General features: G+C 63.1%; 10 protein-coding genes. 5 read left to right on the top strand and 5 right to left on the bottom strand.

Annotation, left to right across the window (positions count from 1 at the left end; translation table 11 throughout):
• Positions 1–4: 4 nt before the first annotated feature.
• From ACP7DE_RS19170 to ACP7DE_RS19150, 5 genes are all read right to left on the bottom strand, one after another.
• Entirely contained in the window at positions 5–1,324 is a 1,320-nt protein-coding gene (locus ACP7DE_RS19170) for an ABC transporter substrate-binding protein (RefSeq protein ID WP_426073564.1), read from the bottom strand.
• A gap of 63 nt (positions 1,325–1,387) precedes the next feature.
• Positions 1,388–2,446 (bottom strand): branched-chain amino acid ABC transporter permease, encoded by a 1,059-nt coding sequence (locus ACP7DE_RS19165; protein ID WP_034752817.1) that lies wholly within the window; start codon positions 2,444–2,446, stop codon positions 1,388–1,390.
• A gap of 84 nt (positions 2,447–2,530) precedes the next feature.
• Positions 2,531–3,427 carry a branched-chain amino acid ABC transporter permease gene (locus tag ACP7DE_RS19160; protein ID WP_198521486.1) on the bottom strand — a complete coding sequence of 299 codons (897 nt, stop codon included), beginning with the start codon at positions 3,425–3,427 and terminating at the stop codon, positions 2,531–2,533.
• Positions 3,428–3,446: 19 nt separating this feature from the next.
• Entirely contained in the window at positions 3,447–4,262 is an 816-nt protein-coding gene (locus tag ACP7DE_RS19155) for an ABC transporter ATP-binding protein (protein WP_251349535.1), read from the bottom strand.
• 14 nt (positions 4,263–4,276) lie between these two features.
• Positions 4,277–6,208: an AMP-binding protein gene (locus ACP7DE_RS19150; protein WP_426073627.1), complete on the bottom strand. Its 1,932-nt coding sequence runs from the start codon at positions 6,206–6,208 to the stop codon at positions 4,277–4,279.
• Positions 6,209–6,387: 179 nt separating this feature from the next.
• On the opposite strand from ACP7DE_RS19150, the gene ACP7DE_RS19145 reads away from it, so the two are divergent.
• Genes ACP7DE_RS19145 through ACP7DE_RS19125 form a run of 5 tightly spaced genes read left to right on the top strand, consistent with a single transcriptional unit; the run spans position 6,388 to position 12,031 of the window.
• Entirely contained in the window at positions 6,388–7,086 is a 699-nt protein-coding gene (locus ACP7DE_RS19145) for a Crp/Fnr family transcriptional regulator (protein ID WP_426073563.1), read from the top strand.
• Positions 7,073–9,133: a DUF4132 domain-containing protein gene (locus tag ACP7DE_RS19140; protein ID WP_426073562.1), complete on the top strand. Its 2,061-nt coding sequence runs from the start codon at positions 7,073–7,075 to the stop codon at positions 9,131–9,133. The genes ACP7DE_RS19145 and ACP7DE_RS19140 overlap by 14 nt, the downstream gene beginning before the upstream one ends.
• A gap of 46 nt (positions 9,134–9,179) precedes the next feature.
• Positions 9,180–11,036, top strand: a complete 1,857-nt coding sequence (locus ACP7DE_RS19135; RefSeq protein WP_426073561.1) for an aminopeptidase P family protein — start codon at positions 9,180–9,182, stop codon at positions 11,034–11,036.
• The gene (locus tag ACP7DE_RS19130) at positions 11,036–11,290 is read left to right on the top strand and encodes a hypothetical protein (protein WP_426073560.1); all 255 of its coding nucleotides are present in this window, start codon (positions 11,036–11,038) and stop codon (positions 11,288–11,290) included. Before ACP7DE_RS19135 ends, ACP7DE_RS19130 begins: the two co-directional genes overlap by 1 nt.
• A complete protein-coding gene (locus tag ACP7DE_RS19125; protein ID WP_426073559.1) occupies positions 11,291–12,031 on the top strand; it encodes an MgtC/SapB family protein in 741 nt (246 codons plus the stop codon).
• Positions 12,032–12,042: the final 11 nt, after the last annotated feature.

The following is a 12,042-nucleotide window of genomic DNA, read 5'->3' as shown; positions in this document are numbered from 1 at the left end:
TGCATTACTTCATGCACGCCGGCGTGATCTTCTTCTCTTCGGCGTACTTGCCTGACGATTCCTCGACCAGCTTGCGCACCAGGGCCTTGTCGCCGACGATCCATTTCGGCGTGATGGCGGTCCATTTCTTGCCATCCCATTGCTGCACTTTCACGGCGCCCGAGCCTTCATGGTCGTCGCAGCTGGTTTTCACGGTGGGGAACATGCCCAGCGCGCCGACGGCCTTCTGGCGCGCATCGTCGACGTTCAGGTTTTCCAGGCCCCAGCGCATCTGCTCGCCCGTAATCGGTTTGCCCTTGCCGAATTTTTCCTGTGCCACGCGGATCGCCTCCACCCACAGGATGCCGGCCGTCACGCCGCGCATGTGGTAGACGGAGCCGATGCGCGACTGGTCGGACAGATTGCCCTTGCCGGACGTGTAGAGTTTCTTGCGGATGTCGTCCAGCACGGGGTAATTGCCCGGCGTATTAAACGTCATCGCCGTGTAACCCTTGGCTGCGTCGCCCGATGGAATCGTGTCTTCCTCGGAGCCGGCCCACCAGACGCCCAGCATTTTTTCGCGCGGGAAGCCGTTGCGCTGCGCCGTCTTGATGGCAACAGAGTTCATCACGCCCCAGCCCCACAGGATCACGTGGTCCGGCTTGGCCTGGCGGATTTGCAGCCATTGCGATTGCTGCTCGCTGCCGGGCGGCGCGACGGGGATTTTCACCAGTTCAAAGCCGTACTGTTTCGACAGCGCTTCCAGCACGGGCATCGGCTCCTTGCCGAAGGCCGAATCGTGGTACAGGTGGACGATTTTTTTCCCTTTCAGCTTGTCCATGCCGCCATTCTTGTCGCCCAGGTATTTGATCATGGCGGCGGCCTGGCTCCAGTAGCTGGAGATCAGCGGATACACATATGGGAAGACTTTGCCGTTGGCGGCGTCCGAGCGGCCGTAGCCGATCATCGTCATGGGGATCTTGTCTTGCGCCACGCGGTCCAGGATGCCGTAGGCGACGCCCGTGGACAGGGTTTCGACCAGGGTGGCGCCACCCTGCTTGGTTTTCAGGCGTTCATAGCATTCCACGCCGCGCGACGGGTTGTATTCGGTTTCGCATTCTTCCCAGCTGATCTTGACGCCATTGACGCCGCCGGCCTGGTTGACCAGGTTGAAGTAGTCGATGATGCCGCCGTAGAAACCGGAGCCGCCGGCCGCGTAAGGGCCCACGCGGTAAGACGGCAGGGCGATGTACTGCTCCTTGTCTTGCGCCTGCGCGCTGCCGGCAATGGTGAGCGTGGCACTGGCGATGGCGGCGGCCAGCATGAGCGATTTGATGTGTTTCATTGTGTCTCCTCTTGTTTTATTTGGTATTCAAGTGAACCGACATCGGACTGCGAAGTAAGACCGTTAGTGCGGGAAAGGCCAGAGGCGTAATTTTTCTTTCGCGATCTGCCACAGCCTGGCCAGGCCGTGTGGCTCGACGATCAGGAAGAAGATGATCAGCGCGCCGAACACCATCAGTTCGAGGTTCGAGGCCACGCTGGTCGGCAATGCCAGGCCATGCGCGATGGTGTTCAGGAAGACGGGCAGCAGCACGATGAAGGCCGCACCGAGGAAGGAACCCAGGATCGAACCGACGCCGCCGATGATGATCATGAAGAGAATGCGGAAGGACAGGTCCAGGTTGTACGCTTCCGGTTCCACCGTGCCCAGGTAGGCATACGCATACAGCGCGCCGGCCACGCCGCAGTAGAACGAGCTGACGGCGAAGGCCAGCAGCTTGGTGCGCATCAGTCTGAAACCGATCACTTCGGCGGCCATGTCCATGTCGCGCACGGCCATCCACGAGCGGCCCACGTTCGAGCGGATCATGTTCTTGGCCAGCAGGGCCATGCCGGCAACAATCGCCAGCACCAGCAGGTATTTGCTTTGCGGCGTATCGAACTGGTAGCCGAGGATGGTCATTTTCTGCACCGTGATCACGCCCGAGGAGCTGTAGTTGGTCAGGTACGGGATCTTGGTCAGGCACCAGACGACAAAAAACTGCGTCGCCAGCGTGGAGGCGGCCAGGTAAAAGCCGCGGATGCGCAAGGAGGGCAGGCCGAAGGCGATGCCCACCATGGCCGCGCACAGGCCGCCCAGGATGAACGACACCAGCAGCGGCAAGCCAGGCAGGCGGGCCATGAAGTTATACGAGGCAAACGCGCCCACGGCCATGAAGGCGGCCGTACCCAGCGACAGCTGGCCTGCGTAGCCGGTCAGGATGTTCAGGCCGAGTGCTGCCAGCGCGAAGATCAGGAAGGGAATCAGGATCGCCGACAGCATGTACGGCGAGGCAAAATACGGCAGGAGGAAGACGGCGACGAGGAGCGTGGCCGTCAGCGCCAGGCGGTCCTGGCGGATCGGAAAAATCTGGTTGTCAGCCTGGTAGCTGGTCTTGAATTGTCCTGCTTCACGGTAAATCATGGCGTGTCCTTTGCGATGGAGCGGTAGCGTTGTGCGTCGTATGCATGGTGTGCATGGTGTGCATCATGCGGCGGCGGTGCGGCGTCAGATGCGCCGGATGATTTTCTCGCCGAACAAGCCTTCCGGGCGCACCAGCAAGAACAGCAGGGCCAGCACATACGGGAACCAGCCTTCGATGCCGCCGCCCACCATGGGGCCGAGGTAGACTTCGGCCAGCTTTTCCGAAGCGCCGATGATCAAGCCACCGACGATGGCGCCGGGTACCGAGGTAAAGCCGCCGAGGATCAGCACCGGCAGTGCTTTCAAGGCGATGAAGGTGAGGGCGAACTGCACGCCGTTGCGCGCGCCCCACAGCAAGCCGGCCACCATGGCCACCAGGCCTGCCACACCCCACACCACGGCCCAGATGCGCTGCAGCGGAATGCCGACCGCCAGCGCCGCCTGGTGGTCGTCGGCGACGGCGCGCAGGGCGCGTCCCACCTTGGTTTTCGAAAACAGCAGGGCCAGGCAGATCACCAGCAGCGCGCAGATACCGGCCGCCATCAGGTCGAACTGCGAGATGTTGATGTCGAAGCGGTCCATCAGGAACTGCATCGGCACGTCTTCGATGGGCAGGTCCAGCTTGTGCACTTGCGAGCCCCACATCAGCTGCGCCAGGCCTTCGATGAAAAAGGTCAGGCCGATGGTGGCCATGAACAGCGTGATTTCAGGTTGGTTGACGAGGGGGCGCAAGACCACCCTTTCAATCGCCATGCCCAGGACGATCATGGTGAGCATCGTCAGCGGGATGGCCAGCCATAGCGACAGGCCGAACTTGTCCATGATGCCGACGCAGGTGAGGGCGGCAAAGAATACCATCGCTCCCTGCGCAAAATTGAACACGCCCGAAGCCTTGTAGATCAGGACAAAACCGATCGCCACCAGCGCGTACATGACGCCTGACAGCAGGCCGCCGATCAGCACTTCAAAGAAAAAATTGATATTCATTGCTATTCCTTGTCTAGTGCGCCACGCCGAGATAGGCGTTGATGACATCCTGGTTGCTGCGCACCTCGTCGGGCGTGCCGTCGCCGATCTTCTTGCCGTAGTCGAGTACCACCACGCGGTCGGAGATATCCATCACCACGCCCATGTCGTGCTCGATCAGCACGATCGTCGTGCCCAGCTGGTCGTTGACGTCGAGGATGAAGCGGCACATGTCCTGCTTTTCTTCGACGTTCATGCCGGCCATCGGTTCATCCAGCAGCAAAATTTCCGGTTCGGCCACCAGCGCGCGACCCAGTTCCACGCGCTTTTGCAAGCCGTAGGGCAGGCGCCCCACAGGCGTCTTGCGAATGGCCTGGATTTCCAGGAAGTCGATGATCTCTTCGGCCTTCTTGCGGTGCTCGATTTCCTCGCGCCGTGCCGGTCCCCAGTACAGGGCTTGCAAGAGAAAATTCGACTTCATCTTCAGGTTGCGTCCTGTCATGATGTTATCTAACACCGTCATGCCTTTAAAAAGGGCGATGTTCTGGAAGGTGCGCGCGATGCCGGACTTGGCAGCCTGGTAGCAGTCCATGCCGCGTCGGTGCTCGCCCCGATAAATGATTTCGCCCTGCTGCGGACGGTACACGCCATTGATCACGTTCAACATCGAGCTTTTGCCGGCGCCGTTCGGGCCGATGATGGCGCGGATTTCATGCTGCTTGACGTCAAACGAGATGTCGGTCAGCGCTTTCACGCCGCCGAACGACAGCGAGATGTTCTTCAGGTCGAGGATCACGGGACCGGTCTTGCGGGCCGTGCCGAAATGGGCGTCGGGTTCGTTCATTTGCATCGTGCTGTGCTCCATCATGCGGCCAGGCCTTGGGGCCGATACGTTTTGCTGTCCCAGATCTGCAGGTCGGCGCTGGTCGAACCGGTGCGGCCATCCTCGAATTTCACCTGGGTCTCGATGTATTGCGTTGCCTTGCCTTCATACAGGGCGGAAATGAGCACCGCGTACTTTTCGGCGATGAATTTGCGGCGCACCTTGCGCGTGCGCGTCAGCTCGTCGTCGTCCGGGTCCAGCTCCTTGTGCAGTACCAGGAAGCGGTGGATCTGCGTGCGCTCCATCAGCGGATCGGTCGCCAGTTCCGCATTCACCTGCTCGATGCAGTCGCGGATCAAGCCGTAGGTTTCGGTGCGCGCCGCCAGGTCGGTGTAGCCGGCATACGCGATGCCGCGCCGCTCCGACCAGTTGCCCACCGCTTCAATATCGATATTGATGAAGGCGCATACCTGGTCGCGCGCATGGCCGAAGGCCACCACTTCCTTGATGAAAGGGAAGAACTTGAGCTTGTTTTCGATGTAGTTGGGCGCGAAGATGGCGCCGCACGAAAGCTTGCCGACATCGGCCGCGCGGTCGATGATTTTCAGGTGGCCTTCGCTATCGAACACGCCCGCGTCGCCGGTATGAAAGTAGCCGTCGGCGTCGATCACTTCGGCCGTGGCATCGGGACGCTTGAAGTAGCCGCTCATGGTGGCCGGCGACTTCACCAGCACTTCACCATTTTGCGCCAGCTTGACTTCCACGCCGGGCGCGGGCAAGCCCACGCTATCGAACTTGATATTGCCGTCCGGCTGCAGACACACATAGGCGCAGGTTTCAGTAGAGCCGTACAACTGCTTGAGGTTGACACCGATGGAACGGTAGAAGCGGAACAGGTCGGGGCCAATGGCGGCGCCGGCCGTATAGGCGACGCGCACGCGCGACAGCCCCAACACGTTTTTCAGGGGGCCGTAGACCAGCAGCTCGCCCAGCTTGTAGCTGAGGCGATCCGCCAGCGACACGGGCTTGCCGTCCAAAATCTGCGCGCCGCAGCGCTTGGCCACGTCCATGAAATGGCTGAACATGTGGCGCTTGATGCTGCTGGCGTCTTCCATGCGTATCATCACGCTGGTGAGCATGTTTTCGAACACGCGCGGCGGGGCGAAGTAGCAGGTGGGGCCGATTTCGCGCATGTCGATCATCACCGTGTCGCCCGATTCGGGGCAATTGACGGTGAAGCCGGCCACCATGGCCTGCGCCAGCGAAAACAGGCAGTCGCCTACCCACGCCATGGGCAGGTAGGACAGGATGTCTTCGTCGTCGGTGAGTTTGTCGAAGGCCACGCCGCCTTCGCCGGCCGCCAGTAGCGCCGTGTGGCTCTGGCACACGCCCTTCGGCTTGCCCGTGGTGCCCGAGGTGTACAGGATCACGGCGGAGTCACTGCCCCGTCCCGCTTCCACCGCAGCGTCGAAGAAGCCGGGATGTTCGCGGTCGTAGGCCCTGCCCAGCACCTGCAGGGCGGCAAAGGACATCAGTTCCGGCTGGCGGTAATGGCGCATGCCCCGTTCATCGTCATAGGCGATGTGGGCGATGTGCGGATACAGGGCCTTGAGTTCGAGCAGTTTGTCGACCTGCTCCTGGTCTTCGACGATGGCGTAGCGGATTTCCGCATCCTGCAGCACATAGGCCATGTCGGCGGCCGGCGCATCTTGGTAGAGTGGCACGGGCACACCGCCCAGGCTTTGCGCGGCCAGCATGGCCCAGTACAGGCGGGGACGGTTGTCGCCAATGATGGCCAAGTTCATGCCGCGCTGGAAGCCGATGGCAGCCAGGCCGCAGGCCAGCGCGCGCACCTCCTCGTTGACCTCAAACCAGGTCCAGGTTTGCCAGATGCCCAGGTGTTTTTCGCGGAATGCGGGCTTGTCGGATCGTACTGTCCCGTGTTGCAATAAGCGCCGCGGAAAAGTCGGCATCGTTGCTGTGGTAGTCGTTTGCACCAGTGTCTCCCTGTTGCTTGTCTCAGGCGCCACCTCGTTGGATGGCGCTCTGTGTTTTTATGTGTGAGGCGTTTGTGCAATGATAGTAGCTTGCGTTAGTTTGCCGAGTTGTCTTTTCGGGGACATTTACCCACTTTTCGATGGTGCATCGCACAATGACCTACCCTGATATCAGTTTGAAGGATGCCGTGCGCGCGGCCAACTGGGCGCAGCTGCTCGATCCCGTGCAAATGGCCCGGGTCGAGGCGGATGTGTTTGAAACCTTTGTGCCGAAAGGCGGTTTTGTCTGCCGCAAGGGCGAGCCGGTGGATAACTGGATCGGCGTCATCAGCGGCATGGTCAAGATGAATAATTTTTCCGCTGCGGGCAAGGCCATGACCTTCATCGGCGTGCCGCCCGGCAGCTGGTTCGGCGAAGGTTCATTGCTGAAGAATGAAATCCGCAAATACGACACCATGGCCCTGCGCGACACGCGCGTGGCGCGCCTGCCCGGCGCCACCTTTCACTGGCTGCTGGAAACGAGCCTGCCATTCACGCGCTTTTTGCTGATGCAGCTCAATGAGCGCCTGGGACAGTTCATTGGCATGGTGGAAAACGAGCGCCTGCTGGATCTGAACACGCGCGTGGCGCGCTGCCTGGCCTCGATGTTCAATTCGCACCTGTACCCTGGCGTGGATACCTTGGTGCAGCTGTCGCAGGAGGAAATCGGCCTGCTGTCCGGCTCTTCGCGCCAGCGCGCCAACCAGGCCTTGCAAGTGCTGGAAAAGAAAGGCTTGCTGCGCCTCGATTATGGCGGCATTCGCGTGCTGGACCTGGAAGGCTTGCGCGGCTATGAGGCCGATGATGCCATCTGAGACCACTCGCGCCGCAGCCCTGCGCGTGCGCCTCGATGGCGGCTTTGTCGAGCATGCGCGTTTCACGGGGCCGCCGGTCGATTTCAAAGGCTGGACGCCCGAAGAACTGGGCGCCGTCTGGGGTGCGTTGCACCGCGCGACGCGCTTCGACCATGACGATCCTGCGCGGCGCGAACTGGCGATGGCGCTATCGGCACAAGCGACCAGCATGAACCTGGCACCGGCGCTGGCAGGCGACATGTTTCTCGATGCGCTGGACGCGGCCGGCGTGCATGACTGGGACTATGCAATCGGCTGCCTGGCTTGCTTGCACGGCGAGGTGCCGGAAGGCAGCGCACGCCTGGCCCAGCGCATCCTTGACGAACCTGCGCGCTGGGGCGAGCAGCATTTTGCTGTCTGGCTGCTGGCGCGCCTTGCTGGCGGCGACGCCCCTGCGCAATTTGCGCAGGTAATGGAGGAGCGTCACGTCCATTATCTAATGCCATTGACCTTGCAGGAATTGGAACTACTTCCGCAACTGGCGCAAGCGTCCCTGCTGGCGCTGGCCGGTTCGCGCTACAGCGGCCACTGGAACCGCGACAGCATCGGCGAGGCGGACCCCGCCGAATTGCTGGCCGACGATGCGGCGTATGTCGATTTTGCGCGCACGATACTGGAACAGGCGGCGCGCCATATCGCCGCCATCCATGACGGCAGCGTGCCGTATGCGGCCGATGCCGCCTTTGCCACGGCAGACTCTCCGGTGCTGGCGCGCGCCGCGCGGGTCGCCGCCTATCGCGATGATGAATGGTTCAGGCCCGTGATCACCGTCTTGCTGCCTTTGGTATGCGTCGCGCCCGGCGCGGCCAAGAGCGCGCCGTCGCAGTCGTTGGCGATGGCGCTGGGTCATGCGGTGGAAACCATCCCCACGCCGGAAGGCTTGCTGGCCCTGCGCACGGCGCTGGCGCAGGTACGCCATGCGGGCATCCGCAAGAAGCTGGAACGCAATCTGAAACCGGCCGAACGGATGCTGGCCGAACGGTCCGATATCGCCTGGAGGATCGGCATGCCGGGCCCTATGGGCAAGCGGCGCCAGGCCACGCTGGCGCGCCGCCTGGAAGCGGGCTACGCCAGCGAGGTGTGGTTTAGCCTGGACCAATGGCGTGTCCTGCGCGACGATGCCGATATTGACGCGGTGGCGCGCGCGCTGGTCTGGCGCACGGGCGATGGGTTGGCCTTTATGCTCGACGGGAAGGGCGCCATCGATGCGCAGGGGAAGCCAGTGGAATTGCCTGAGCAAGGCGAAATCGGCCTGTGGCACCCCTTGCACGGCAGCGGCGAGCAGCGCGCCGCCTGGCAGGCGCTGGTGACACAGCGGCGCGTGCGCCAGCCGCTGCGCCAGGTGTATCGTGAAATCTATGCACCGCCCGGCGACGGCAGTGCCCCATTTTCCGGTTACCAGTTGTCGCTGCGTACCTTGCTGGGACTGGCCCGCCGCGAAGGCTGGCGGCTGGACGACGCTGAAGGCTTGTCGCGCCAGTTCGGCGCCTGGCGCGTATTGCTGCGCATCGAGGGACGTGTGTATCCAGGTGCGGGCGGTGCTTGCACGTCAAACGGGCTGGCGCCCGCGCAGATGATGCCGATGGCGCCGGTGGCATATTCGGAAGCGTGCCGCGCGGTGGATCTGCTGGTCAGCGCCAGTGCGTTGGCGCTGGTGGAAGAAGAGCAAAGCGTGCAGCGCGAAGAGCGCTTGTTTTACCTGGCCAACTTGGCACCGGGACCGATGACGGGCATGCGACGCACCGTGCTGGAACAGGTATTCGCGGAGCAGATCGAGGACGGCCGAATGGCGCTCGAAGCGCGCCACCTGATGGTGGGCCGGCATGCGATCCACCTGACCACCGGCAGGGTCACGAAGGATGGCGCCGAGGTGGCGATCGAGGTGGTAGCGAAGGGGAACAAGCTGGGTGCCGTGCCGTGGTTGCCGCATGATGAGGCGCTGCTGGAAAAAATCGCCGCTACCGCCGGGGTGCTGCTGGCGTTGCACCGAGTGCAGCCCGGCTGCTAATCGCGGTATCATAGGTGCTTCCCAGCATCGCGCCATTTTCGCTCCCATGCAGACACCAGACCACGCCGCCACTCCTGTCCATTCCACCGCTGCCCCCGCTGAGCGCATGGCGCAACTGCGCAGCGCCATGCGCGCCCAGCACATCGATGCCTGCATCGTGCCCTCGGCCGACCCGCATTTGTCCGAGTACCTGCCGGCGCGCTGGCAGGGCCGGGAGTGGCTGTCCGGCTTTACGGGGTCGGTCGGCACCCTGGTCGTGACGCAGGATTTCGCCGGCGTGTGGACCGATGGCCGCTACTGGGAGCAGGCGGAAACGGAACTGGCCGGCAGCGGCATCGTCCTGAAAAAAATCCCTTCCGGTGCCAGCGTGTTGTATATCGACTGGCTGGGCGAGACCATGCAGTCGGGGCAGACGGTGGCCGTCGATGGCGCCGTGCTGGGCCTGGCCAATGCGCGCCTGCTGCAGCAGGCGCTGGGCGCGCAGGTAACCCTGCGCACCGATACTGACCTGCTGCAAGCCGTCTGGCCGCAGCGTCCTGCCATGCCCGCCGCGCCCGTGGTGGAACATGCGGCGGCGTATCCGGCCCTGTCGCGTATTGAAAAACTGGCGGCCCTGCGCGCCAGCATGGCGGTGCACGGCGCCAGCCACCATGTGATTTCCACCCTCGACGATATCGCCTGGCTGTTCAACCTGCGCGGCGCCGACGTGAGCTACAACCCCGTCTTCCTCGCGCATGCGCTGGTGGGTCCGGAGCGCGCCACCCTGTTTGTCGCCGATGGCAAGCTGCCCGCCGCCCTGCGCGCCACGCTGGAGAGCCAAGGCGTGGACGTGGCTGCGTATGACCGTGCCGGCGCCATGCTGGCGGCCCTGCCTGATAGCACCACCTTGCTGCTGGACCCGCGCCGCATGACCTTCGGCACGCGCCAGGCCGTGCCTGAATCGGTGCGGGTGGTGGAAGCGATCAATCCGACCACCCTGGCCAAATCGCGCAAGACGGATAGCGAAGCGGCGCACGTGCGCGCCGCCATGGAGCAGGATGGCGCGGCCCTGTGTGAATTTTTCAGCTGGCTCGACAGTACCCTGGCCGACCCGCAGCGCGCGCCCTTGACGGAAATCGGCGTCGACGAACACCTGACGGCATGCCGTGCGCGCCGTGCGCATTTTGTGAGTCCCAGTTTCGGCACCATCGCCGGCTTCAACGCGCACGGCGCGATCATGCATTACCATGCCCATGCGGGCAGCGAGGCGACCATCGAAGGCGACGGCTTGCTGCTGATCGATTCGGGCGGCCAGTACCTGGGCGGCACCACGGATATCACGCGCGTGGTCCCCGTCGGCACGATCACGGCCGAGCACAGGCGCGATTTCACCCTGGTCTTGCGCAGCATGATCGCTCTGTCGCGCGCGCAGTTCCCGCGCGGCGTGAAGTCGCCCATGTTAGATGCCATCGCCCGCGCACCGCTGTGGGCCGAGGGCATCGACTTTGGCCACGGTACGGGCCACGGCGTGGGCTTTTTCCTGAACGTCCATGAAGGCCCGCAATCGATTTCGCAGTCCGCCATGCCGGAGCCGCAAACAGCCATGGAGATAGGCATGATCACCTCCATCGAACCGGGTATCTACCGTCCCGGCCAGTGGGGCATCCGCATCGAGAACCTGGTGCTGAATGTACCAGCGGTCCCTGCGGGGACGACGCAGTTTGGTGAATTCCTGCGCTTTGAGACCCTGACCCTGTGCCCGATCGACACGCGCTGCGTCGAGCGGTCGCTGTTGCGCGACGACGAGGCTGCCTGGCTCAACGACTATCACGCCACCGTGCGCGCGCGCCTGGCGCCGCACCTGGCCGCGCTGGCCGATGCGCCTGCGCTGGCGTGGCTGGAACAGCGCACGGGAGCCATCTGATGCGTTCGACCCGCGCCACCTCCGCCATCGAGCGGCTCAAGGAACGCACCGGCCATCGCCTCTACACGATGGCGCGCACGGGCGATGAACTGTTTTTCCTCACCGAAGGTCCCGGTTTGCCTCCCCTGTGCCCGCCGCTGGAACTGGATGCCTTTGTCGCCTTCGTGAATGGCCTGGGACCGCAAAAGGCGCGCCGCGTCAGCAAGCTCGATGTGGCGTTTGAAAAGCAGCTGATGAAAAAGCCCCAGAATTAAATGCCGACGATCGACTTCCTGCGCGCCTACTGGTCGCCGGCCGAGCTGGCGACGAATGGCGTGATCCTGCTGAATTTGCTTGGCGCGTTGCTGCTGGGCTTGCTGGTGGGCTATGAGCGCTCATATCACGGGCGCGCTGCCGGCATGCGCACGTATGGCCTGGTCTGCATGGCTTCGGCCGCGCTGACGGTGCTGGGCGGCTATCCGGAGTTCTGGTTTGGCGGCCATGGCACCGTCATCGGCAGCGACCCCACGCGTATCATCCAGGGTATCGTCACGGGCGTGGGTTTCCTCGGCGCCGGCGTCATCATGCGCGAAGGCTTCAATATCAGCGGCTTGACGACGGCTGCTTCTATCTGGGCCTCGTCCGTGATTGGCATCATGGTGGGCATCGGCTTTTATCTGTCGGCTATGGGCTTGGCGTTCATGTGCGCGATGGCGATGATTTTTCTGTCAAAATTGGAGAATTGGTTACCGTCGCGCCACGCAGTGGCCATCACCATGCGCTTCAAGCAAGGGTTTGTTCCGCGCGAAGATGCGCTGCGGCGCATGGCTGCCAAGCGCGGCTACGACATCGCCGGCGGCTCGCTGACCATCGGCAGCACCGACGGCATGCAGGAATGGCGCTTTGTCGCCATCGCGCATGGCAAGAACACGGGCATCAGCCTGTCGGCCATGTCGGCCGAACTGGCCGCCTTCGAAGGCATCGCCGGCTTCCAGCTGTCGCATGCCCGTAATTGATACGAATGCTG

The organism is Janthinobacterium sp. DSP2-3-3, from assembly GCF_049897325.1.
In the GTDB taxonomy this organism is placed as follows: Bacteria; Pseudomonadota; Gammaproteobacteria; order Burkholderiales; family Burkholderiaceae_D; genus Janthinobacterium.
This window is presented reverse-complemented; position numbering and strand designations above follow the sequence as displayed.

Coding starts and splice junctions, on each gene's coding strand:
- ACP7DE_RS19170 (WP_426073564.1), bottom strand. CDS start 1,324: ATGAAACACATCAAATCGCTCATGCTGGCCGCCGCCATCGCCAGTGCC.
- ACP7DE_RS19165 (WP_034752817.1), bottom strand. CDS start 2,446: ATGATTTACCGTGAAGCAGGACAATTCAAGACCAGCTACCAGGCTGAC.
- ACP7DE_RS19155 (WP_251349535.1), bottom strand. CDS start 4,262: ATGCAAATGAACGAACCCGACGCCCATTTCGGCACGGCCCGCAAGACC.
- ACP7DE_RS19150 (WP_426073627.1), bottom strand. CDS start 6,208: ATGCCGACTTTTCCGCGGCGCTTATTGCAACACGGGACAGTACGATCC.
- ACP7DE_RS19145 (WP_426073563.1), top strand. CDS start 6,388: ATGACCTACCCTGATATCAGTTTGAAGGATGCCGTGCGCGCGGCCAAC.
- ACP7DE_RS19140 (WP_426073562.1), top strand. CDS start 7,073: ATGATGCCATCTGAGACCACTCGCGCCGCAGCCCTGCGCGTGCGCCTC.
- ACP7DE_RS19135 (WP_426073561.1), top strand. CDS start 9,180: ATGCAGACACCAGACCACGCCGCCACTCCTGTCCATTCCACCGCTGCC.
- ACP7DE_RS19130 (WP_426073560.1), top strand. CDS start 11,036: ATGCGTTCGACCCGCGCCACCTCCGCCATCGAGCGGCTCAAGGAACGC.
- ACP7DE_RS19125 (WP_426073559.1), top strand. CDS start 11,291: ATGCCGACGATCGACTTCCTGCGCGCCTACTGGTCGCCGGCCGAGCTG.